The organism is Caballeronia sp. SL1002 (assembly GCF_057814995.1).
The window spans coordinates 826,151-849,707 of the sequence record NZ_JBYMUW010000003.1 but is presented as its reverse complement, the minus strand read 5'-3'; the positions used below and the strand labels follow the sequence as shown (position 1 = coordinate 849,707).

The window sequence follows — 23,557 nt, the reverse complement described above, 5'->3', positions numbered from 1 at the left end:
CCATGCAAATCAAGCTCCCCACTCTGGACGGCGCACTCGTTGACTACCGTCTGACCGGCACTCCGCTGCAAATCGTCAAGCCTGCGGCACCGTTCAACCGTATCGCCTATTCGGCTGCGCACGTGGTTGCCGATCCACTGCATAGCGGCGAACTGGGACACGCTTGTGCAATCGACTGGGACCGCACCATCGAATATCGCCGCTACCTCCTTGAGCAAGGTTTGGGGATCGCCGAGGCGATGGATACGGCGCAACGCGGTATGGGCCTCTCGTGGGACTCGGCGAAAGAGCTTATTGTCCGCACGCTGAATGAAACTCGCGACATTCCCGGCGCATTGATCGCATCGGGCTGCGGGACGGATCACTTGCAGGCGAACGACGCGCGCTCATGCGACGATGTGATCAAGGCCTACCTGACGCAAATCGAAAGCGTCCAGCACGCGGGCGGCCAGATCATCCTGATGGCGAGCCGTGCCCTTGCGCGAGTCGCCAAACATGCGAACGACTACGTTCGTGTCTACCGGGAAGTGCTGTCGGCGTGCGACGAGCCCGTCATTCTCCACTGGCTCGGCGAGGCGTTCGATCCCGAACTGAGCGGATACTGGGGCCACGGCGACTTCGAAAACGCGGCCAGGGTCTGCCTCGAAGTCATCGCTGCGAATGAAGCAAAGATCGACGGTATCAAGATTTCGCTGCTGGACGATGCGAAGGAAATCGCCTTCCGCCGTCGCCTTCCTGAGTCCGTGAAGATGTACACAGGCGACGACTTCAACTACCCGAGTCTCATCGCCGGCGACGAGTTCGGTTACTCGCACGCGCTGCTTGGCATCTTCGATGCGATTGCGCCTGCAGCATCGCAGGCGCTGACTGCGCTCGCCGCGAACGACCTGGCTCGCTATGAGCAACTGCTCGCGCCGACAGTGCCGCTTTCGCGACACATCTTCCGCGCGCCGACGCAGTACTACAAGACCGGGGTTGTGTTCCTCGCCTACCTGAACGGGTTCCAGCCGCACTTTTTCATGTTGGGCGGACATCATGGCATGAGGCCGCCTGCTTATCTGGCAGAGGTCTTCCGACTCGCCGATCAGGCGAACCTGCTCAAAGATCCAGAGTTGGCCGTCAGCCGAATGCGAGCGATCATGACGACGCTTGGATGCGCGGAATAAACGCAGACGCCACTCTTTGGTGGCCGTCTCCTGGGATCAGCGGCGCTCAAGAAAGGTTGGATCGTCAACATGGAATCACTGCACCTCACTCGTTGCTCCATCAACACCGCAACACTCGGCCACCGCGAACCAATCGACGTCACCATCGACCGAATTGCGAAGGCCGGCTTCGGCGGACTCGCCCCCTGGCGTCATGAAATTGAAGCGGCCAACGTAAGCAAGATCGCTAAGCAGATTCGCGCGCTCGATCTCACGGTCACCGGGTATTGTCGGTCGACCTACTTCCCTGCCTCGACGCTCGAGCAACGTCTGGCAAATATCCGGTCGAACGTTCGGGCTCTGAACGACGCGGCTGAACTGGGTGCCGAGTGCTTCGTGATGGTTGTGGGTGGCCTGCCTGAAGGTAGCCGTGATCTGTCAGGCGCGCGCTCGCAAGTAAAGGACGGCATCGGGGCGTTGCTCGAAGAAGCGCGCAAGGTCAATGTCCGGCTTGCCATTGAGCCACTGCATCCGATGTACGCGGGCGAAAGATCGGCGGTCAACACGATCGATCAGGCAAACGACATCGCGCGCGAGCTCGATCCGCATAACGATGGCTTTCTGGGCGTCGCGGTCGACGTCTACCACTGCTGGTGGGATCCGCGCTTGGAGGCTGCTGTTGCATCGGTCGGCAAGGACAATCGCATTCTCGCGTACCACGTCTCCGATTGGCTTGTACCGACGTCCGACATGCTGCTCGACCGGGGCATGATGGGAGACGGCGTGATCGACCTGAAGGGCGTCCGGCAGAGCGTCGAGAGCGCCGGATATGCCGGCATGGTCGAAGTCGAGATTTTTTCGCGCGACAATTGGTGGACACTGCCACCCGATCAAGTCTTGCAGACGTGTGCCGCGAGACTGCAATCGGTCTGCTGAGACCCGAGCCAGCGACACCATTGTCTCCTCGTTGAAAGATGCGCTTTTTTCGAGCGGTTCCCCGCGCCCTACCGCAACTCTCGATAAAGCTCACCGCTGTGACCAAGGAAACGACCTTGTATCGACGTGCAATCCGGTGATTGCGACCCGGCTGACATCGTCTATTTCCCGAACTTTTCGCAGCGCGAACTGGTGTCGGAGATGGAACGCCGGACTGGCAACAAGCTCAAGTTGCGCGTGGCAGGCAAGATGATGCTGCGTCTGCTCGGCCTGTTCAACCCGTTCATGCGCGAAGTGGTCGAAATGAACTACCTGATGACCGATCCGCTGATCATGGACGATTCGGCGTTGCAGCAACTTGATTGGACCGATCCGCAAAACGTCGTATGTGGAAGGCATCCAGCAGACGCCTGTCGCAGCGGCGAATACGCGTGTGCCGGCCGCCGCAGCGTGAGGATCGCCATGAACACCTTCACTTCCAGCGCAGTCGCGCGCCTCATACCCGTGCGTCTTTCGGCACGGCCCTGGTGGTTGCGTGGCGCGCCGTGACGTCGACACCGACGCGCCGCTCTCCACCGCGTGGCCGGTTCGGACAAACATCTCGGTCTCACCGACGTGGAGGCCCATCGTGGCTGCAGCCCCGTTGACAGGCCGCTGTCGGTCGGACCGGCATTCAAATGGCAGGAAGCCAAACTCCGGCGTCCATCGCAGTCCAATCGCCCGGAAAAACGCAGCGCCAAGTCCGGCTTTCGGGCCTCTGTTCCAAGGTTCAGTTCCGAGAAACGCATGACGACGCTAAGATCTCTGCTGGCACTGACCTTAAATTGAAGCCGAGGGCATGGAAAATCTACGTCTGCTACGGGATCCCAAAGTATCGGTCGTTCGCGCATGGTGAGCGGACAGTCTCACTCCCCAATGCGGACGCTCACAAATCGCCCGACCATCGCCTCGATTATCGTCACGTAGACAAGCTTGCCAAAATTTCTGCAAGCTTTCCGTAGTCCACGGGCTTAGTCAGGTGAAAATCAAATCCTGCCGACAGGGCTTTATCCACGTCGCTCTGTTGGGCCCAACCAGTCAACGCAATTACGGTGATCCCGGACGGGACTGATTCACGGATGCGGGCGGCCACTTCAAAGCCATTCAGTCCCGGTAGGCCGATATCGAGAATGACCGTTTGCGGGGCGAACGCCTCCACTAAGGCTAGTCCCGTCACACCGTCAAGGGCGGTCTTCGTCTCATGACCGTCCATCTCGAGCAACATGGCGAGACTCGTCACCGTATCCTCATTGTCATCAATTATCGCGATCCGCTGAGCGCGCTGCTGTTCGGCATCTGAGGAAGGCAAGGCGCTCTCATTTATTGCTGAGGAATCGACCGCTGGAATCCGAACGGTGAATTCGCTGCCTTGTCCAGTTCCGGCACTCTGAACGTCGACGCTACCTCCGTGTCGTTCTACTAAGGCTTTTACAAGCGAAAGACCGATGCCGAGACCACCTTGGGAGCGAACCAGACCAGCCGATATCTGTGAATACATCTCAAAGACCGAAGACAAGTGATCGGATGCGATACCGATACCCGTGTCTCGCACCCGGATCACAGCCTCACTTTCTTCCCTGAACACATCGAGCCAGATGGAACCGCGCGCCGGCGTGTATTTCGCCGCGTTGTTCAACAGGTTCTGGATAACCTGCGAGAGACGCATGGGATCGGCGTTCACGACAAGCGCTTCATCGGGCAGACTAATCGTCAGCTTGTGAGACGATGCATCCATGATCGGGCGCGACGTCTCGACGGCGTCTCGAACGATGGTTGGCAGATCCACGGCCGTCGCCCGAATTTCCAGCTTGCCTTCAGCGATACGCGAAACTTCAAGCAGATCGTCCACGAGACGTGCGATCTGTCCGACCTGCCGCTCCAGCACGCCGCGTGACCAAATTACCTGGGGATCAGTGAACTGCTTGCGCCTGAATAGCTCGATGACCGTCCGCAGCGGAGCCAACGGATTGCGAATTTCGTGGGCGAGTGTCGCGAGAAATTCGTCTTTCCTGCGGTCCGCGGCGCGTAGCGCGTCCTCGGCCGCTTTTTGCGCCGCAAGAGCGGCTTCGGCTTTCTGCCGGGCCAGTAGGAGTTCTTGTTCGTACTTGTGACGGTCGGTCATGACCACGAACGCGAAGTCGTCATAGTCGACTCCGTCGTGCTCGTAGCGAGCGGCGTTGATCAACATAGGGATCTTGCGCCCATCGTGGTGCCGCACGTCCAATTTGACTTCCGCCACCGATCGCTGAATCTGCAACAACGGTGCCCAATGCGTCTGATGGAAGACCTTTCCGCCGATGGTGAGGAGGTCTTGTACCCGACGACGATCGAGCAATTCCTCCGCGCCGTAACCGGACCACCTGCAAAAAGTCGCATTTACCCGGACGATAGTCCCGTCCGTTGTCGTAGTCAGCAGGCCGCAGGCCGCGTTTGCATAGGCCGTAGCGATCGAAGTTAGGCTTGATCTTGGACTATCCATCAGCATCTCAGCGTGGTAAGAAACGCCTCGGTTGCCTCCTTGCTCGGGCCCGGCGCACTTAGATGTGGGCAATGTCCGACGTTGGCTACGACGGCCAGGCGGCTTCCGGGGATGTTCCGATGAAGGTAGTCACCGACAGCAAGCGGCGCAAGCAGGTCGTCGCTTGACTGCACGATGAGCGTGGGAGTTGTGACGTTTGGAAGGTCCGCCCGGTGGTCGGCGAGGAACGTCACCCGGGCGAAATGCCGTGCAATCTCCGGGTCCGTTCGACAGAAGCTGTTCGTCAGCTCGTTCGCAAGCTCTGGCTGTTCGGGCGAACCCATGATTACCGGTGCCATCGTGCTCGACCATCCGAGATAATTGCTGTCCAACGCACCTAGAAGTTCCTCGATGTCCTCGCGTGAGAAGCCGCCGACGTAGTCGCCATCGTCGATGAAAGATGGCGACGGTCCGATCATGACGTTAGCGAGAAACAGATCCGGGCGCTTGATCGCGGCTAGCATCCCGATCATCGTACTGACGGAGTGGCCTACATAGACCACGGGACCGTCTGCGAACTCTGCAATGATGTCAATTACGTCATCTGCATATCCGGACAGCGTGCCGTATTTCGTCCGATCATAAGCATCGAGGTCAGACCGCCCCCCGCCAACGAGATCGAAGAGGACAGTTTTATAGCGGCTCGCGAAACTCGGCGCAAAGTGCCGCCACATGCTCAAATCACAGCCAAAGCCGTGCGCGAACATCATGGTGGTCGGACCATTTCCGGATAATTGGACATTGTTGCGAAACTGAACGCTCATGACGAGATGCTCTGACTCATTGAATGGGGGGCTAACTCGGGATTGCCGTGAATTTTGGCATATCGGAACGTTACACTACCCGGGCGGAGAAGCTATTTTCCGACGAAAATCCCGTTTACCACCGCCCGCGCTGTAACATGAATCCCTTCTCGTCGCTCGCGCACTGCACGAGCCCCGGAGTTTTTCAAATCTACCGACGCCAATGATTTGCGTTGAGAACGCGGTTTAACGCAATTCAACCCGTCGGAACCGAATGTCAGCTAGTGAAACAAACAAGCGGGAGGTCGTCATCCGCCCGCGCTTAGGTGCGGGCTGGCGCGTAGAACTGCCGAAACACGATGATCCTCTCGGCGTGTTCGTCGTCGTGGTGGCTAGCAAACCGGATGCGGTCGCACTTGCGGCGCGAATGCGCCCAAATGCTTCGATCAGGATCGTGACCACGCCCCTCGACATCGAAAGCTAACCTCGACAAATGAACGCCAGGTCGGTGCTCTGTTGGCGCACTCGGATCAACTAGCCTCTCAAAGCGCCGGTTTGCGGCGATACCTTCCGCGGCGGAGGGCCGCGCAGCCCTTTCGGCTTCAGTCATTGTCTCCCAGAGGCTGATCCATATAGAGTCTAAACGAGGCATCTAAGAGAGGTTCTTGATGAGCTCAGGACAATGTCGCAGCAACGCGCGTGCGAGCTCGCAGATGACAAGCTCGACGGTCGATCTCGTCCCCTGCACAGTTCCTCAGGTCCTCTACCGCTTCCGCGCTCACGTCGCAGCGGTTCGCAGATACGTAATCCACTGCGAAGAGTCGAGCTATTGTTCGAAAATAGTTTGACAAGTGCCTTCTCCCACTTTAACTGTTACTAAATCGATAACAAAAAACACTTCGACACCGACATACCCTCCGTCGAAATACCTGACGCCGTAGTGGAACAGAACGACTGCTATAACCGCAACCGCACGCAGACCATTTATGTCTTTTCTAAATTCCATATTTTGGTGGTGGGTCAACTCGGGCCACTCAATCTCAGTGCGTTGTAACGTAGTTGCGCGGCGATCGCTATCCTGCCCGCACGCGGCCTACAGAGACAGGCAATTTAGCAGCGGCCGGGGTTGGTCTCGCCTTGCTGCGTGCCTCACCGCCGCATTCGGGCGAGCGAGGCGACCAGCATGCAAGAAGCCACGATTTCTCGCCTCTGGATTTGCGTAAATTTTCACCTCGCGAGCAATGCACAACTGTCCCATCGCGATTGCACCTTACCCAGCCAAGACGAAACGCCTACGTCAATCGCAGATCCCACAGCGCATCGAGTACATGTTGCGTGGAACGTTCGACGTGTCCCACACGATGCGCAATGCCGAGCCGACGCCACAACGCCGGGCGCAGCGGACGCATGACAATACGCCCGTCGGGTAATGGCGTAGTGGCCTCGTGAGGCAACAGCGCCGCGCCATACCCCGCCGCAACCAGACTCTTGATCGCATCGTTGTAGTTGAGCTGAATGCGTGGCGCAGGATGGTGCCCCGCGATCGCAAACCACTCCGCAGTCAGACGCGAGAGACGCGTCGTCGCATCGTTGAGAATGAGCGGTCGAGCGGCGAGCCATTCAGGCGTTATGCGAGCAGGACACCGCCAATGCGCCGGCACAAAGGCCATTACGGGGTCGCGGCGCCAAGGCTTTATCGCGAGTCCTGCCACCGGAGGCTGAGGCAATGCGACCAGACCAATATCCAGTGTCCCGTCCGCCAATTGGGTGAGCGTTTCATACGAGGTCAGTACCGCGATCTGAATATCGATTGCGGGATGGTGCTGACGCAGCGCTCCGAGCGCTTGCGGCAACAGGTGTGCAATCGCGCCGGTCGATGCGCCGAGCCGAACGCGTCCGACCAGCCCTTGAACCTGGCGGTGTACATCGTCTAACGCCTGTTCCGCGTCAGCCAGCAGCCGACGCGCGCGCTCGACCAGCAACTCGCCCGTTGCCGACGGCCGAACATGCCCACGCTTGCGCGACAGGAGCGGAGCCCCGATGCGGTCTTCCAGTTCGGCGATGTGAAGGCTGACCGTTGGCGGCGCAAGGTGCAAAGCACGCGCGGCGTCGGCGAACGAGCCACGGTCGGCAATAGCAACCAGAGTGCGCAAACGGTCCAGGCTGATCTCTCGCATGTCGGCGTCCAGATTCAGAAAACCTGAATTTTCAGGTTGTGATATTCAACTTTCGTTATTCTAGCGCTGCGCGGAAGATAACAGGCTCGTTCTACGTGTTCAGTCATCGGAGTATCCGCGCATGAGTTCTCCCCTTGTTTTCATCGACGGCGACCAGGGCACCACCGGGTTGCAAATTCACGAACGGCTTCGCGATCGCACCGATCTGAAACTCGTCACGCTTCCTACATCGGAACGCAAGGATTCGAGGCGGCGTGCCGAAGCCATCAACGCCTGCGATATCGCCATCCTCTGCCTGCCCGATGCGGCCGCGCGCGAGGCGGTGGACGCCATCGTCAACCCTGCCGTCAGGGTGATCGACGCAAGCTCCGCCCATCGCACGCAACCGGACTGGACATACGGCTTCCCGGAAATGACTGCGGGACAGGCTGAGCGGATTGCGACCGCACGTCGCGTCACCAATCCAGGTTGCTATCCGACCGGTGCAATTAGCCTGCTGCGCCCGCTGCTGCGCGCCGGCTTTATTTCGGAGGACCATCCGCTCAGCATTTACGCGGTGTCCGGTTACTCCGGACGCGGGCGCGTCGGTGTGGAGGAACACGAGGGGCCAGATGCTGCCAGCGCACCGTCCTACCAGGTGTATGGTCTGGAGCTCGCGCACAAGCACGCCCCGGAGATTCAGCAATACGCCGGACTCGCACGACGTCCGATCTTCGTTCCTGCGTATGGTGCGTTCCGCCAGGGCATTGTGCTGACGATGCCTCTGGATGTTCATCTGCTGGCGCACGGCGCTGACGGCGCTACGATACACGCGTGCCTCGCGCGCTACTATGCCGAGGCGGCCCACGTTCATGTCCTGCCGCCGCACGAATCGCGCGTTCTAAAGCATCTAGATCCGCAAGAAATGAACGGTACCGACGATATGCGCTTAAGCGTGTTTCTTAACATGGAACACGGACACGTTCTGCTGTCTGCTGTTTTCGATAACCTCGGCAAAGGCGCAGCGGGCGCTGCGGTTCAGAACCTAAACCTGATGCTCTCCCAGTAAGGGTGACCGACGGCTTACGTTGATGTTTGCAGTACAACCGGAATGAGCCCGGCAGACCGGGCATGGTGCTCAGCCGTTTTAAAGCGGTTCTTTCTGTGCGCAGCCGACGTGATCGAAGAGGACCGACCGGTACCAAATCCGTTCGCAGTCTTGCGAGATTGCGGACGTACCATTTGTGTTCTCCGCCTTGCCGGCGAAACAAATCGCGTGCCGGCGGCGGGCGCCCGTGAGCGGTTGAGCGTCACGAACCCGCGTGTTTCTCACTGTTGTGCTGGAACGCAGCTTCAAGCGCGCGGCCGCGCACCGGCGTATCGCAATCGGCGTTGAGCCATACCATTTGTTCTCTCGAAACGAAACTAGGCTTGCGTCTGCCGTAGAGCGAAGTAAAGTCGTCAACACCGGTTTTGCTAATCGGACGTGTAAGTTTTTCGCTGTCGATTATTGGCACTTTCGATGTATTGGCATATCATTTTTACTCTTCGCGGGACACGGAGGACGCTCGATATTCACCCCCGGCAATGTGCGGCGTGAGCGCTGCGAGCCAAAGTGCGACCGCGACCGCACCGCCATCGGGCGAACCGACAGCCCGTTCGCCGAGATAGCTCGCACGACCTGCGCCCGGCTTCATGGTGGCCGTAGCCTGAGCGCCTTCTTCGGCGGCGAAGACGGCACTTGCCCACGCGTCGCGTGTTGTCTTTCCTGACTCGAGCGCCATTTCGAAAGCCGACGCCGCCGGAATCAGCGCATCGAGCATGGTGCGATCCCCAGCCTTGGCACCGCCCAGTTCGGCGATCGCGTGCACCGCGTCTTTAAAGGCCTGCGCCCATTCAAGCGACGATGGCTCACCAATCCCGGACAGGCGTCGCGACGCGCGCATAAGCGCGGTTGCATAGAACGGCCCTGAACTACCTGCGATCGCACGACGTAAAGCCGCGCCCAATGTGGCGAGTGCACCGTCCGGCGTTCCGAGATCGACCTCCGGCACATCGCCGATCGCATGCGCCGCGCGTACCATACTTGCGCCGAGGTCGCCGTCGCCGGCTAGCGTATCGAGTTCTGTGAGCTTCGGTTCGTTTTCAATCAGGGTATCCGCGATCGCTCGCAACGCACGCTTCGTGGCTTGCATTCGGTGGCGTGCAGGTTCACTTTCAACCGCCGCGTGAAGCTCAACCGGTGCTGCAGGAATATCGATGTGAATCTCGCGATTGACGGCCCCGTTACCCGGCCACGCACGCGCTTCTGTTGGCGCATCGAGCAGATCGAGCGTCGAATCGTCGACGCGCAGCAACGAAATGGAACACCCCGGCATGTTAAGCGCTGACAGCAGCGTCCCAGCCCACGCACGCTCGATGCTCAGATCACGACGCGTGAGGTTTTCGTAAGCGGCGCGGAGCACAACATCGAGTTCCATCTGCGGCGTGGCGCCAAGTCCGTTCACAAGAAGCGCTACGCGCTCACTACTCTTGAGCGCCAGATCGTCGACAATGTTGGAGATCAAGGCCTCGACGAGCCGGTCGGCTGACTTCAGCGAAGTTCGTTCGACGCCTTTCTCGCCATGAATCCCTAGCCCGAGTTCGATTTCGTCGTCGGCAAGCGTGAAACCAGACTTCCCTGCTCCTGGTATCGTGCATCCGTCGAGCGCAACACCCATCGTCCCGAGATTCGCCGCTGCGCCACGCGCGATCGAGGCGACCTCTTGCAATGGCAATCCACGAGCGGCCGCTGCGCCAGTGATCTTGTGGACGAGCACCGTGCCCGCAATACCGCGGCGGCGATCTCGCGCGGTCTGATTGCGCAGCGACACGTCATCGGCGACGATGACAACTTCTACCGGGATGCCCTCCGCGCGGGCCAATTCCGCCGCAAGACCGAAGTTAAGCCGATCGCCGGTGTAGTTCTTTACGATCAGCACCGCGCCGCGCGGCCCCGCCGTCTGGCGGATCGCAGCGAGTACGGCATCCGTGGACGGAGACGTGAACACTTCACCGCAGACCGCCGCGCTCAACATGCCGTCGCCCACGTAGCCGCCGTGCGCAGGTTCGTGGCCGCTACCGCCACCGGAAATCACGGCTACTGCGCGGCCCCCCTTTTCCCCGTTGGATTCCCGCCGCACCAGCACGTTCTCGTCGCCGAGAATCGCGAGATGCGGGGCTTGCCGCGCGGTACCTTCGAGCATCTCGCGGACGACACGGGTAGGATCGTTGATCAGTTTTTTCATAGAAATCTCTCAGCATCAAGGGCGATCGAGCGGCAAGCGAGTCACGCGGCCCGGACCAGCGCGGCGCGATTTTCCTCCGCGTTCTCGGCGAGCACCGAGCGCTCGCTTTGAACGTCGAAGGCATGAGGCGTATTCGCCTTATGCCCAAGTGTGATTGGTTGACCCACTTCGAGCCCCTCGCGGCGTTCGAACTGCGCCACGACGACAGCGTTGCCCGTCGACACCTGCACCATTACCTGCGATCCAAGCGGCTCGATCAGCTCGATGCGGCCATGTACCGAGCCCGCATCGTCGCTTCGATCGCTCGCGTCGATAGGAAAGAGATGCTCCGGACGAATTCCGGCGATAACCTTGGTCTGCGCTGATTGGGCTAGCGCTCGGCTCAAGCGCTCTGACGTATGCAAGCGGAAACCAATGCCTTCGAGCACCTGCCCGGCTTCTTGCACATTCGCCTCGAGAAAGTTCATAGCTGGACTACCGATGAAGCTGGCAACGAACTTGTTCACCGGTTCATCGTAGACATGCTGCGGTGTGTCGATTTGCTGAGCGACGCCATTCTTCATCACGATCACTCGATGCCCCATGGTTAGCGCCTCGAGCTGATCGTGCGTAACATAAAACGTGGTGACTTTGAGGCGCCGGCAAAGCTTGATGATTTCGCCGCGCATATCGACGCGCAGTTTCGCGTCAAGATTGGACAATGGCTCGTCCATGATGAAGATGCGCGGCTCGCGCACGATCGCGCGACCCAGCGCCACCCGCTGGCGCTGGCCGCCCGAGAGCGCAGCGGGCTTACGTTCTAGATAGGGTGTCAGCGCCAGAGACTCTGCCACTTGCCGTACGCGCTCGTCGATACGCACCTTCGGCCATTTGCGCACTTGCAGGCAAAAGGCGATGTTGTCGTAGACCGTCAGATGTGGATACAGTGCGTAGTTCTGAAACACCATTGCGACATCGCGCTCGGTCGGCGTCTGATCCGTGACGTCGGCCCCATCGATGAGAATCGAGCCGGACGACACGTCTTCCAGTCCGGCAATCATGCGCATCGTGGTGGACTTGCCGCAGCCCGACGGCCCTACGATCACGATGAACTCACCGTCCCCGGTTTTCAGATTGAGTGCATCGACGGCATCGATACCGCCGAAGGACTTCTTCAGATTTCGTAATTCGACGACTGCCACGGTTGTCTCCTGATGTCCGGCCGGCGCGATGCGGGCCGATTGTGCTAAAGGGTTCCAACAAATCCCCTGAACTCGTCGAAAATGCGGTCGTAAGCAGCCTGCCATTGCACGTCGGGTTCGATTCGTCTGGTAATACGTTGCAGGGGGTGATGCGTTTCGTCTCGTCGCAGCGCGTCCCGAGCGATGAGCGCGACGCCAAGCGCCGTCAGTTCGTCTTCCTCGACGGCAAAGACAGGCTCGCCCAGGACGCTCGCGCGCAGGCGCAGCAGCACATCGGAGCGCGCCCACCCGCCGATTGAATAGATCGGGCTCGCAGGCGCACCTGCGGCACGAATCGCGTCGCGCATGCAGCGGGCGTAAAGGGAGGCCGCGTCGAGTGCTGCTCGCAACGACACGCTCGCCGACGGTTCGCCTGGACGCAGTGCATTTGCAATCGCCGCGAGGACTTCCGCAACTGGCGCGGGTTCACCCGCCTCCTGGTCGCCCGTGAGGAAGGCGCTCAGGCCCGCGTCACGATAGATTTCGAGGGATGCCGCGAACTCAAACACGCCGAGACAGGCCACGCCCGGTTGACCTAAAGCCGGAACAGAAAACGCCACGAACGGATCGGCGCGTGGGATAAGCGCCGCGACCTCGTCATACATAAGGTTCGCGGTGCCGAGCGAATCGACAAGTGCATGGCGTTCAAGGCGACGCACTGCGGACGCCGCGACCGGATGGTCGTGGCCGCCCGCCACTAGCAGCGTGTCGCGGTTGGCGGCGCCGCAGTCGAGCAGCGGCCCGGTCACGACAGTGCCGATGATCGTTCCGGCTGTTACGACCGGCGGTAACGGCAGTGCGCCGCTTGCATCGAGGAGAGGGGCAATCCACGTGCGATCAAACACGTCGTAGCAGCCGGTGCGCGCAGCAAGCGTCTGAGTCATGAACGGCGTCTGACTCCACCACGCCGTGGGGAAATCGGTCAGCGCGAGCCAATAACGGGCGTCGCGCGCCACCTCCGGCCGGTGACCGCGCAGCCACTTCCATTTCGCGGCTGAACGTGAAAAGTCAAACGCCACCCCCGCTCGCACGGTCTCACCTACGAGTGCTCGCAATTGTTCGGCTTCCTTTGCCGCCCGGCGGTCGAACCACGGAATCGCCACGTCGAGCGGGCGCAGATCAGCCGCAACCGGCACGCCATCCTCGCCCGTTCCCGTCACTGCAATCGCTGCGAGCGCCTGTGCCGCGCCCGCTGCGCGCCAGCCCTCCTCAATCATGCGTTCAAGTTGGCTAACGAGCGCCAACGCTTCCGTTGCCGGCCGTCCCTCGTCGGCGACACGGGGCACCGCGACGGTTTTCGTCCAGATCGTGCGTGCTTCGTCATCGACGAGCGTGACCTTGATATTGGTCGACCCGAGGTCGATGCCGCATACCAACGCTGCACGGATGGCTGTCGCATGCGTCATGTTCAGTCGAAGCGAAGTTGAGTTTTCACCGAATGGCCCGATGCCATCTTTTGCACCGCAGTGGCGAAGTCCCACACCGAGAACGTATCGCCGATCAGCTTGCGGGCCTGCTGTGCAATATCGACCATCAGATCAACTGCTGCGGGGAACTGGTTCGCGAGTGAATTGGAACCGATAATCCGCAACTCGTGCTCGTACACCGTGAACGGATTGATATCCACCGTGGCCTCCACGTGATGCACGCCTACCTGTACTAGCACGCCCGTCTTGCGTATGTGTTTGAGCGCCTGGCGTAGCGCCGGCATGGCGCCTGCCGCTTCGAACACCACTTCATAGCGCTCACCCTCGATCTGCTCCGGCGTGGCGACCTTGTGCGCGCCGACATCGCGCGCGATCTGATGCTTGGCGGCGTTTGGATCGACGACGGTCACTTCCGCCGCGCCAAACTGCCGCGCGATGATTGCGATCAGAAGACCCATCGTGCCTGCGCCGATCACGAGCACCCGGCGATCTTTCACGCCTTGCGACGATTCGACCGCGTGCAGCGCGCATGCAAGCGGTTCGATCAGCGCCGCCACGCCGTGCCCGATGTCTTCTCGTACCACATAGGCATTCTTGCCCGGCACCGCCACCTGTTCCGCTGCCGCACCCGCGCGTCCGACGCCGATCGGAGTAAGCGCATCGCACAGGTGGGGCTTTCCTTCGCGGCACCATTCACAAATGCCACACGTCACGTTCGGATTTACCGCGACAAAATCACCTTCTCGTACGCCTTTGACCTCGCGACCCACCGCAAGCACATGTCCCGCGAACTCATGGCCCGGCGTCACGGGATAGTTGGTTCCAGGAAAGCCGTGTTCGCAAATATGCAGATCGGTCCCGCAGATTCCGCAGGCAAGCGGACGAACCACGATCTCGTCATGCTTTGCGACCGGCTCCGGTACTTCGACGATGCCGATCTCGTGATTGCTTTCGATACGCACTGCACGCATTTCGTGACCTCGATGGATGTGTTTTACCGAACCGCGCCGAAGGTGAGACCGCGAGTAAGGCTCTTTTGAGTGAGCCAGCCAGCAACCACGACCGGAATATTCAGCAGGGTCGCCACCGCCGCGACCTGCGCCGTGTATAGCTCCCCAAAGCTCAAGAACTTCTGCAGGAACACAGGCAGCGTGCTTGATGTCGTCGTCAGATTGACCGCGAGGAAGAACTCGTTCCACGCGAAGATTGCGCAAAGCAACGCGGTCGATGCGAGTCCTGGCATGATCAGCGGTACGACAACCAGCAGCAGTTCGCGGAAGAAGCCAGCGCCGTCGACCCGCACCGCGTCGAAAACCTCCACAGGAATCTCGATCATGAATGAACGGATCATCCAGATCGCAAGCGGCAGGTTCATCGACGTGTAGACGACAATCAACAGGCTCGCCGAGTTGAGCAAGCCGAGACTTTGGGCAACGAGATAGATCGGTACGATGCCTGCCGCAACCGGCATCATTTTGGTCGAGATGAAGAAGAACAGCACATCGCGCCACTTCTCGACCGGCCGCACACACAGCGCATACGCAGCGGGCACGGCCAGGCAAATCACGATTGCCGTCGAGACGCCAGTCGCCAACACCGAATGGAGAGCAAAGGCACCAAAGTCGTTATCGAAGATGCGCCGATAGTGATCCAGCGTTGGCGTGAAAAAGACCTTTGGTGGCGAACTGACGGCGTCCTGTTCGGTTTTGAAACTGGTCAGCACCATCCACGCGATCGGCGCGAACATTGCCAGCGCGCCCAGCCAGGTCAACGCGCTTAGCAACGCATTGAAGGCTCCGTTTCGATTGCGGCGGTTCATGCTCGGCCTCCCGTCTTGAAAATGCCTGCGACTACCTTCAACATCGGCATCACGAGTGCAATCGCAATGACGAGCGTAATCACGCCATATGCGGACGCCTGGCCGAGATCGAATGCGCTGAACGCTTCGAGATAAACGTAATACGATAGGTTAGTGGTCGCATAAGCCGGACCGCCTGACGTGAGGGTCGCGATGGCGGCAAAGTTTTCCAGCACATACATCGACGCGAGCAGCGCTGTCAGTTCAAAAAACGGACGCAGATGCGGAAGCATGAGTCTTCTGAAAGTGATCCACCGCCCGGCGCCGTCAATGGACGCAGCTTCGGTCACTTCCACGGGGAAAGACTGCATTCCAGCCAGCAAAATGAGCAGCGCGAATGACGACCACTGCCACGCAGTCAAAATGATGATCGACAGACGCGGATACTCGCTGACCCAGTTGACGCGTCCGAGTCCCAGGGCTGCGGTGGACCATCCGAGAAGGCCGAAGGTCGGGTCGAACAATCCCGCTTTCCAGAACAACGCCGCTGCTACCGGCATCACGAAGAACGGAGTGATCGCAAGCGTGCGGGCAATAGCGCGCCCATGAAACGCCCGTTGAAGGCCGAGCGCCAGCAGTGTCCCGGCAAAAAGCGCTCCCACCACAATGCTCACGGTCATGAACGCTGTGTTGCCGATGGCTTTCAAGAACACCGGGTCACTGATCGCATCGAGGTAGTTCTTTACACCGACGAACCGTCTCGCGCTGGTCGAGACAAGGTTCCAACGAAACAGGCTATAGAACGCCGTGATAAAAAAGGGCGCTTGCGTCCCGGCAATGACGACGAGCAGGGCTGGCAGCAGCGGAGCCCTCAGCAGCCAGACCTTGCGATGATTGCGCGCTGCGCGGATCGCGGTTTGCGCGTCGTGAGTCGGAGCGGCGCTTGCAGTCGAGTAAGCCATGAGTGTCCTTCTCGGGTTGATGCGACCGGCAGCCATCGCCGCCGGCCTCTTCGAGCCTGTCGATGCGCCTGGCTATTTGGTGTAGCCTGCATCTTCCATCACGTCCTTCATCTTTTTCTCGGACGCTGCAATCGCCTGGTCAACGGTCATCTGGCCGCTGATTGCCCCTGCAATCTGTTGAGAGGTGAAGTCGCCGATCTGCTCAAACTCCGGAATATCGACGTACTGCACACCGGTGTAGGGCACAGGCTTTACAGTGGCATGAAGCGGATCGGCGGCGTTGATGGAGGCGAGCGTCAGGTCGCCGAATGCCGCGACCGCTTTCTTGTACTCGGGAATCTGATAGGTCGACGTGCGCGACCCCGGCGGGACTTGACCCCAACCGCCCTTCTGACCAGCGAGCTTGATGTACTCGGAACTCGTGAGCCACGCAATCAGCTTCCACGCTGCGTCGCGGTTGCGGCTGGTCGTCGGAATCGACAAGCCCCAGGCCCAGAGCCATCCGGATGCCTTGGTCGCTTTTACCGGTGCCATGGCAAAGCCGATGTTGTCGCGCAGGCCCGCTGCGGCTTGATCAAGCACGGGGCCGGCGAAGACCGTGTCGTCGTACCACATTGCTGCATGGCCTTGCGAGAACAGTTGCAAGCATTCCTGCCAACCGTCCTTCGCGGCGTCGGGCTGGCCGTGTTGGCGCAGCAGGTTCACGTAGAAGTTGATTGCTGCTTTCGACTCTGGCTCGGACAGCGCCGGTTGCCATTTCTGGTCGAACCAACGGCCACCGAACGTATTGATCACAGTCGTAAGCGACGCAAGATTTTGTCCCCAGCCAGGTACGCCGCGCAGACAAATTCCCGACATGCCAGCACTCTTGTCGTCCAGCTTCGCTGCAAATTGCGAAATCTGATCCCACGTGGGCGTTGCCGGCATCGTCAACCCAGCTTTGGCGAACAAGTCTTTGCGGTAAAACATAAACGAGGACGACCCGTAGAATGGCGTCGCAAAGAGATGATCCTTATAGGAAACCAGATTGCGTATTGGCTTGAGCAAGTCACCCTGATTCCAGGCCGCGTCAGACTTCGCATACGAATCAAGGTCAACTATCCAGCCTTTCTGCGCCCACAACGGCACTTCGTAGGCTCCGATCATCACCACGTCATACTGCCCCGACTTCGTCGCCACGTCTTTAAGCACGGCGGGGCGTAGCTGGTTTTCCGGCAACGTCTGGAACTTGACCTTGATGTCTGGATACTTCTGCTCGAAGTTGCCGATGAGTTTCGCTGCGGTCTGCATCTGCGGGTTCGCGGCCAACGCAACGGTCAAAGTCGTTTCGCTATGGGCGAAAGTCGAGAAGCAGAAACCAGCCGAGGCGATGAGACAGCCACGTAGTGTCAGCGTGCGCAATCTGATGCAAGAATACATTTAAGTCTCCTAAGTTATTCTCGTGGTCCGTCGTTATGTTCGACGCACCATGCTGGACTTCAGTCGCTATTCATTGCTGTCTGCGCATCCACTGTCACCTTCACAACGTCACTGCGCAGCCATGACGTGTAGAAATCGAACGGCTTGCCGTCTCGGTCCCATGACACTGAGGTCACCAGCAGCAGCGGCGAGCCGACCGGGACCTCCAGCAGTTTTGACAACGTAACGCTTGCGGCAACCGCTTCCACCCCTCGCCGGGCGCGGAACACTTCATACCCGGCGGCTTTGAGGGCGCGGTTCAGCGAGGCGCCCGTAGTGATGACTTCACTTGCCCGCAACACCTTTTCGGTTTCTGGCAACAAATAGTTGACGGAATAAAGTGCCAACTCCCCGTCAAGCCGACGCACACGCGCTACCTTGAAGCCGCTCGATCCAATCTCGAGCTCCAAAGCGTTTGCGGCTACATCCGGCAGATTGCAACGCTGGGCTTCCAAAACCTTCGTTTCGACCGAACGATGTTGCTCGACTTCCGCTTCGAAAAACCCTTGGGCCACTTGCAGAAACCAGCCCGACTGCGTTTCTTGTGCGACAAATGCACCGCGCCGCGGCACCATCTTTATCTTGCCCTGGTCGGCGAGATGCCGAAGCGTCTCGCGCACAGTCGACCGAGCCAGTTCGAAATCGCGACACAAGTCGCTTTCCGATGGAAGCCGGTCGCCCGGCGCGTAATCGCCTCGATCGATCGCCTGTTCCATCAACTGCGCGAGCTGCAAGTAGTAAGGAACGGGAGACGAGCGATCGATTCCGGCTGCGAGTGTTAATTCTCCGTTCATGGCATTGGGCGATGTAGGTGTTGTACGTACAAGACGAACCGAGTATAGGCGGCGTCTTGCACAATAAAAAGAGAGGGAACACCCCTACTTTTGTATGGGCTGTCCGTGTGTATCATACGGTACGTATTGTACGTACAACACGTACAGAGCTTTCTCAACTGGGTGCTTGCGACCGAAGCTGCACCCGCTTTCGCAAGGGACGCACTCATGTCTATGGATTATCGCCTCCGCCGTACGCTGCCCAGTGATCGCGTCGCCATTATCATGCCGGTCGATCACGGGCTGATTTTTGATCGCATTGAAGGCTTGGAAACGCCCTCAGCGCCGTTCCCGACGTGGGGCGAAAGCGATGTCACCGGTTTCATGATGACCCCTGGACAGGTTCGTCAGTCGGCCCGGTACTTCGCCGCGCACCCCCATCTAACGCGCGTGCTGACCATCGACACGTACTATGACTACCGTCAGCAAGATGGTGGTGGCTCACACGGTCTCATTACGAGCGTGGAAGAAGCTGTTCGCATGGGTGTAGACGCAGTGAAGATGTTATTCCCATGGAATATGTCCCGTGCGGAACAGGTCGCAATGTGCACGCGCGTAGGACAGGTGGTGAATGAATGCAACCGATGGGAAATCCCGCTCATCCTCGAACCGGTCATCATTGGCGCCCCGCGTAGCGAGGAAGTCATTGCGCAGGAAGAAAAGGTCGCGCGAATCGCCTACGATCTCGGAGCGCACATCATCAAAATTGCGTTTCCCGGCGAAGAGCGCACACGTCGCCTGGTGGACGAGCTGAAAGTGCCGTTGGTCATTGCCGGCGGTCCGCTGGCGGGCGAGCCTTCAGATACGATAGACGCAGTCGCCCAGACCATTCGAGCGGGCGCACGTGGTGTCATCGTCGGGCGCAATATTTGGCAGCGAGAAGCGAGCGCCGGCAAGAAAGTGCTCGGTGATATTGCGAAGCTGACGCGAGAAGTGAAATTCAACGATTGAGCCGCGGGACCATGTCGGAACGCGCGCAAGCGCGTTCCGCCCCGCGTCGATCTATGCTTAAGCCTAAAGTTGGGGAGACAGAGAAGAACGCCACGCGAAGGCAATCCGCGGCGTGTTCGCCTTTCGTTAGCCCAGCTTGACTCAGCCTGCAGCAGCACTACCTGCTGCAGAAGCAGGATGCTTACGGCTCGTTTAGCCGCCCAGTCCGAGCTTTCCAGCCAAGGACTTGAGCAACGCCCTCCGCTATAGGGGAAGTTTCATTCAGACCCGTCAGATCGGTCATCGCGCGCAAGCGTGCGATCGTCGCCGATGTGAGGACGGCGTTCGGCTGATAAAAATACTCGTCCGGCAGTCCGAGCGCGGTTTCCGTATGGAAAGCTGTCTCCGCTGTGAAGCACTCCCGGTCATCCAACTCCGCAATTCGGCTCAGGTTCAAGTCGAGAGCGAGCGCAAGGTTCTCTGCGCCGGCAGCCTCTATCAACACCCTGAAAGCCCGCGTCATCACAATCGACGCTGTGTGTGCAGGGACTTTTGATGATGCAGGCTTCGGATAATGCTTCTTTGGCGCAGCGGCGCCGCCCGGTTGCCGAGGCGGACGTGGCGGATGCGAGTTTTTGCCGCGCGAATCGGCGCGTTCATACGCTTGACCCCTAGAGTTAGCCCCAAGTTTATGTTCCTCGTTTGCCGTCGAACGATGAAGGTTGCCGACCGGCCCTTTCAGCTTCAGTTGTGTGTCGTTCAAGTCGATGACTGTCGTACACGGGGCCGCAGGCGCCCGGGTAGACCCGCCAGATCGCATTGCATTGCTGCCGCCGGCGGGTCGGACAAAAAAGTCGGCGGACTCAACGACAAAACGCTCACCGCCCGAAATCAGCCGAGTCGAGCTGCACCTCTACTGCCCCGCTCCTCAACGCAAGGCGCTCGGCCACGGCGACGATCCGATGTCGTCCGTCGGCGAACGTTCGCAACATGCGGTTCGCGTCCGCATCAGATCGCAGCCAGAAGTGCTGCTCGAGCGCGGCTCTCGAGATCGTTGCCGTAACCGGCCGTCCGGATGCCTCGATCGTGAACATGACGGCGTTGCCGTCTTCCGCAACAACCGATTCCGTGAAAGTTGCTGTTGTCATCTTGATTCAGAGAAAGCGCGTTCGTTCGGCAAAGTGGCCGTTGAAGACCAACTGGCTCATGCGTCGAACAATGCGCGTCGTTCGACGGCGGCCGCGGGTAGAGCGCGCGCGCTGAAAAAGAGCGAGCGGCGAACGCCCGCGGTTTTAGCGCTCCAGGCGGCGGGACGAGGCCGTTCTTATATAGAAGCCCGCCGACGCTTCCATTAAAGGAACGGAACCCCAGTCGCCCAATGGGTGACCCGTGTCTAGTTCCGCGCTCGCGGCCGTTGAGAGGCCCACAAAGGTTTAATTAGGGCCGGTGCTTAAATGAAGGGGATGCTAGCCCCAACTATTTTCACATATACGTTTGAATCCGGTCTATCAATCCTCGAAATGATAAATGTCGCAGTAATAGCTACATCTTCATCTCGCGATAAAAGGAAGCCGATGATCCAATTATGGCATCTGGAGTGTTCCTATCTGCCTCGCCCCGAGAATAGCTTTGATTAAAGCGATTGGCGGGAGACTGCGCCGAAAGAGTTCGCCGCCATCGCACGCCTCTGTCGCGGCTGGAATAACCATTGGACGGTCTGTCTCGCCAGCGGAAGACTTTTTGCACACGGTTCGCCCAGCCTCGTGTGTCGATGGTGAATCGCAACGTCGACTGCGGGTTTGCTTTTCACGCGGCAGATCGATGACCGCGCACCTGCAATGACCAGTAAAGCCACTTTTGGTCAAGCTAAATGGGATCAGTTCTAATCCCAGTTTCGCTTAACCAAACCCTCAACCCAATCGCCATTAAATTCAATAGACTAAGTAATTACCCTAGTGTGAAATTGAATCACTGCCACGAAAATCTCGCGGCTCACATCTTGCCAGAAGGGTCAACATGCATTTCTTCGCCAAAGCCGCCTTAGTCGCCTCCTCCGCCCTAGTTCCGGCAATCGCTTTCTCCCAAACAACTGAGCCTCTCACACGCGAGCAGGTTCGCGCGGAACTCGTCCAGCTCGAAAACGCGGGCTACAACCCACTCAGCAATTGCGCGGGCGATTGCCCAGGCAGCCTGCGACGCGCCGAAGCCACTTTGCCCCAGCGCGAGAAAACAACGCAAGTGCCGCTTACGGCCGGACCTTCGATGGCACCGCACAGCCGGGCAAACGATCAAACGGCGCCGAACCACCGACTCTGATCGCCAGTAAGGCGGCGCCCCGCGGTCAATAGCGCCATGCGCGAGGTAGAGCAGGCCCTGTCACGCATTACCTGGCAATATCGCCAGACGAGGCGTTACCGTTCCAGCTTGCACCATAACCAATCGGGTCAGCGGCCGCTCTACGCGTCGCGACTCGAAACTCCGCAGCCTGAACTTCGCCATATGGAAAGTCCGCCCAGGCAGTCGGACTGTAGCCAGCATTTTCAGCCCGCTCAAGCTCCGCGCGAACCTGCGCCCGGGTGACTGATGGCTGGCTTCCCTGCGCGGGCGAGATCGCCGGCGCAGCAAGCGCTATCGCGACGAATAATCCGACGAGCGATTTCATGGCGACACCTCCCGCAGCATTGCGTGATTGCACTACGACGCTGGCATGCGCGTAGTTCAGCTCAGAGTCTAGCAGTACCCGATAGCTGGGGAATTTACCAATCTATCAAGGGCGCGCTGGATGCAATGCAGCAATAGGGGCAGAGTCACCGGAAAACTATTCGTGTCGGATCTTTAAGAAAACGGTTCAGTAACGGTTCCCGTCTGCGACGCACTCAATGCAACGCATCGCGCCTTGCGAGCGGCTTGAACAAGCGACTCCACGCAAAACTCACCAGGACAGTCGCCACGCCACCGACAACGACCGAGCCGACGACGCCCAGCCCTGTCGCGGCGACGCCGGATTCGAATTCACCAAGTTGATTGCTCGCACCGATAAACAGCGTATTTACTGCCGCAACGCGTCCTCGCATGCGATCGGGCGTTTCGAGCTGAATCAAGGTCTGACGCACGATTACGCTAATCGTGTCCGCGCCGCCCGAAATCGCCAGCAGAAGAAGCGACACGGAGAACCACCGCGATAGGCCAAAGCCGACGATCGATACGCCATAGATCGCCACCGCGATCAAAAGCTTTTTCCCTACACGACTGCTGATGGCCCGGCGCGCGAGGAACAACCCTACGCACAAAGCACCAACTGCGGGCGCGGAGCGTAGCAGTCCCAGCCCTTGCGGTCCGACATGCAGCACTTGCCTTGCATAAACGGGCAGGAGCGCGGTCGCGCCCCCGAACAGGACAGCGAAGAGATCGAGCGAGATGGCGCCGAGCAACAGGGGATTGCACCAGATGAACCGCAAGCCCGCAAGTATCGAATCGGCGGTGACGGGCTCGCGCGGCGGCGGCGTGTAGTCGTAGCGGACGAATGCGTACATCACAGCGCTTATGCAGAACAGCGCCGCGCTGCTCAAATACACCGTGACTACGCTGACAGCAAACAAGATTCCGCCAAAGGCGGGTCCGGCGATGACAGAGATCTGCTGAACCACCGTGCTCAGTGCCATCGAACGTGCCAGAAGCTTCGGCGGAACAAGCATGGGTAAGAGCGCTTGCTGGCCCGCCATTTGAAACGGCCTGATCGCGCCGAGCGCGAGGGAAAGCATAAGCAGCGCATCTCGCGTGACGCTGTGCGTGGCGGCAGAGATCGACAGCAATGTCGCGGCTATGGCCTGCAGCGCAAGGCATGCCGCGACCATTCGCCCGCGATGCATCCGGTCGGCGCAATGACCCGCGACGAGCGTGGTCGCGAGGCCCGGTATGAACTGGAAAAGTCCCACAAGCCCGAGATCCCACGCGCTCGATGTCAGATCGTACATATGCCAGCTAATGGCGAGCATCAACATCTGCTGAGCGGTAATGGAACCGATACGCGCGATCAGAAATCGCGTGAGCGGCGCGTGTCGCAGCAGGGAACTTGCGTCGGTGGCGCCCGTCTGCATGACGGGCG

The 23,557-nt window shown here is 59.5% G+C and carries 21 protein-coding genes and 2 pseudogenes; 8 read left to right on the top strand and 15 right to left on the bottom strand.

The annotated features are described in order from the left end of the window. Window positions 1-2: 2 nt before the first annotated feature. From AC3D25_RS21245 to AC3D25_RS21235, 3 genes and pseudogenes are all read left to right on the top strand, one after another. Entirely contained in the window at window positions 3-1,166 is a 1,164-nt protein-coding gene (locus tag AC3D25_RS21245) for a dihydrodipicolinate synthase family protein (RefSeq protein ID WP_488890396.1), read from the top strand. 69 nt (window positions 1,167-1,235) lie between these two features. Continuing rightward, window positions 1,236-2,081, top strand: a complete 846-nt coding sequence (locus AC3D25_RS21240) for a sugar phosphate isomerase/epimerase family protein (protein ID WP_488890395.1) — start codon at window positions 1,236-1,238, stop codon at window positions 2,079-2,081. A 177-nt stretch (window positions 2,082-2,258) separates the two neighbouring features. Further along, window positions 2,259-2,535 (top strand): annotated as a pseudogene (locus AC3D25_RS21235) (epimerase); the annotation flags it as partial. Window positions 2,536-3,039: 504 nt separating this feature from the next. On the opposite strand, the gene AC3D25_RS21230 reads toward AC3D25_RS21235, so the two are convergent. Continuing rightward, the gene (locus tag AC3D25_RS21230) at window positions 3,040-4,599 is read right to left on the bottom strand and encodes a hybrid sensor histidine kinase/response regulator (protein ID WP_488890394.1); all 1,560 of its coding nucleotides are present in this window, start codon (window positions 4,597-4,599) and stop codon (window positions 3,040-3,042) included. Beyond that, window positions 4,599-5,402, bottom strand: a complete 804-nt coding sequence (locus tag AC3D25_RS21225; RefSeq protein WP_488890393.1) for an alpha/beta fold hydrolase — start codon at window positions 5,400-5,402, stop codon at window positions 4,599-4,601. Before AC3D25_RS21225 ends, AC3D25_RS21230 begins: the two co-directional genes overlap by 1 nt. Window positions 5,403-5,655: 253 nt before the next feature. Here AC3D25_RS21225 and AC3D25_RS21220 point away from each other — a divergent pair, with 253 nt between their 5' ends. After that, complete coding sequence (locus tag AC3D25_RS21220; RefSeq protein WP_488890392.1) at window positions 5,656-5,865, top strand: hypothetical protein; 210 nt, start codon at window positions 5,656-5,658, stop codon at window positions 5,863-5,865. Between the two features lie 808 nt (window positions 5,866-6,673). Here AC3D25_RS21220 and AC3D25_RS21215 read toward each other — a convergent pair. After that, window positions 6,674-7,558: a LysR family transcriptional regulator gene (locus AC3D25_RS21215; protein ID WP_488890391.1), complete on the bottom strand. Its 885-nt coding sequence runs from the start codon at window positions 7,556-7,558 to the stop codon at window positions 6,674-6,676. A 121-nt stretch (window positions 7,559-7,679) separates the two neighbouring features. Between AC3D25_RS21215 and argC the strand changes: the two genes are divergently transcribed. Together argC and AC3D25_RS21205 are read left to right on the top strand one after the other, a co-directional pair. Next, entirely contained in the window at window positions 7,680-8,606 is a 927-nt protein-coding gene (gene argC / locus AC3D25_RS21210; RefSeq protein ID WP_488890390.1) for an N-acetyl-gamma-glutamyl-phosphate reductase, read from the top strand. Window positions 8,607-8,859: 253 nt separating this feature from the next. Continuing rightward, a pseudogene (locus AC3D25_RS21205) lies at window positions 8,860-8,977 on the top strand (LysR family transcriptional regulator); the annotation flags it as partial. 101 nt (window positions 8,978-9,078) lie between these two features. Here the strand turns inward: AC3D25_RS21205 and AC3D25_RS21200 are convergent. The 8 genes from AC3D25_RS21200 to AC3D25_RS21165 form a co-directional block, all read right to left on the bottom strand. Further along, on the bottom strand, window positions 9,079-10,824 hold the full coding sequence (locus AC3D25_RS21200; RefSeq protein WP_488890389.1) for a dihydroxyacetone kinase family protein: 1,746 nt from the start codon (window positions 10,822-10,824) through the stop codon (window positions 9,079-9,081). 41 nt (window positions 10,825-10,865) lie between these two features. After that, entirely contained in the window at window positions 10,866-12,005 is a 1,140-nt protein-coding gene (locus AC3D25_RS21195; protein WP_488890388.1) for an ABC transporter ATP-binding protein, read from the bottom strand. 44 nt (window positions 12,006-12,049) lie between these two features. Beyond that, complete coding sequence (locus AC3D25_RS21190) at window positions 12,050-13,450, bottom strand: FGGY-family carbohydrate kinase (protein ID WP_488890387.1); 1,401 nt, start codon at window positions 13,448-13,450, stop codon at window positions 12,050-12,052. A gap of 2 nt (window positions 13,451-13,452) precedes the next feature. Then, on the bottom strand, window positions 13,453-14,442 hold the full coding sequence (locus AC3D25_RS21185; RefSeq protein WP_488890386.1) for an alcohol dehydrogenase catalytic domain-containing protein: 990 nt from the start codon (window positions 14,440-14,442) through the stop codon (window positions 13,453-13,455). Between the two features lie 23 nt (window positions 14,443-14,465). Beyond that, on the bottom strand, window positions 14,466-15,290 hold the full coding sequence (locus tag AC3D25_RS21180) for a carbohydrate ABC transporter permease (protein ID WP_488890385.1): 825 nt from the start codon (window positions 15,288-15,290) through the stop codon (window positions 14,466-14,468). Then, window positions 15,287-16,231, bottom strand: a complete 945-nt coding sequence (locus tag AC3D25_RS21175; RefSeq protein WP_488890384.1) for a carbohydrate ABC transporter permease — start codon at window positions 16,229-16,231, stop codon at window positions 15,287-15,289. The genes AC3D25_RS21180 and AC3D25_RS21175 overlap by 4 nt, the downstream gene beginning before the upstream one ends. Before the next feature lie 72 nt (window positions 16,232-16,303). Then, the gene (locus AC3D25_RS21170) at window positions 16,304-17,650 is read right to left on the bottom strand and encodes an ABC transporter substrate-binding protein (protein WP_488890383.1); all 1,347 of its coding nucleotides are present in this window, start codon (window positions 17,648-17,650) and stop codon (window positions 16,304-16,306) included. A gap of 59 nt (window positions 17,651-17,709) precedes the next feature. Next, window positions 17,710-18,483: a GntR family transcriptional regulator gene (locus AC3D25_RS21165; RefSeq protein ID WP_488890382.1), complete on the bottom strand. Its 774-nt coding sequence runs from the start codon at window positions 18,481-18,483 to the stop codon at window positions 17,710-17,712. Between the two features lie 207 nt (window positions 18,484-18,690). On the opposite strand from AC3D25_RS21165, the gene AC3D25_RS21160 reads away from it, so the two are divergent. Beyond that, window positions 18,691-19,473, top strand: a complete 783-nt coding sequence (locus AC3D25_RS21160) for a class I fructose-bisphosphate aldolase (protein WP_488890381.1) — start codon at window positions 18,691-18,693, stop codon at window positions 19,471-19,473. Window positions 19,474-19,654: 181 nt separating this feature from the next. Here AC3D25_RS21160 and AC3D25_RS21155 read toward each other — a convergent pair whose 3' ends face one another. Next, entirely contained in the window at window positions 19,655-20,215 is a 561-nt protein-coding gene (locus AC3D25_RS21155) for a hypothetical protein (RefSeq protein ID WP_488890380.1), read from the bottom strand. A 115-nt stretch (window positions 20,216-20,330) separates the two neighbouring features. Further along, entirely contained in the window at window positions 20,331-20,600 is a 270-nt protein-coding gene (locus AC3D25_RS21150) for a DUF1488 family protein (protein ID WP_488890379.1), read from the bottom strand. 868 nt (window positions 20,601-21,468) lie between these two features. On the opposite strand from AC3D25_RS21150, the gene AC3D25_RS21145 reads away from it, so the two are divergent. Next, window positions 21,469-21,768 carry a DUF4148 domain-containing protein gene (locus tag AC3D25_RS21145; RefSeq protein WP_488890378.1) on the top strand — a complete coding sequence of 100 codons (300 nt, stop codon included), beginning with the start codon at window positions 21,469-21,471 and terminating at the stop codon, window positions 21,766-21,768. Between the two features lie 67 nt (window positions 21,769-21,835). Here AC3D25_RS21145 and AC3D25_RS21140 read toward each other — a convergent pair whose 3' ends face one another. Both AC3D25_RS21140 and AC3D25_RS21135 read right to left on the bottom strand, forming a co-directional pair. Continuing rightward, complete coding sequence (locus AC3D25_RS21140; RefSeq protein WP_488890377.1) at window positions 21,836-22,114, bottom strand: DUF4148 domain-containing protein; 279 nt, start codon at window positions 22,112-22,114, stop codon at window positions 21,836-21,838. A 214-nt stretch (window positions 22,115-22,328) separates the two neighbouring features. Next, a complete protein-coding gene (locus AC3D25_RS21135) occupies window positions 22,329-23,549 on the bottom strand; it encodes an MFS transporter (RefSeq protein WP_488890503.1) in 1,221 nt (406 codons plus the stop codon). Window positions 23,550-23,557 lie beyond the last annotated feature (8 nt).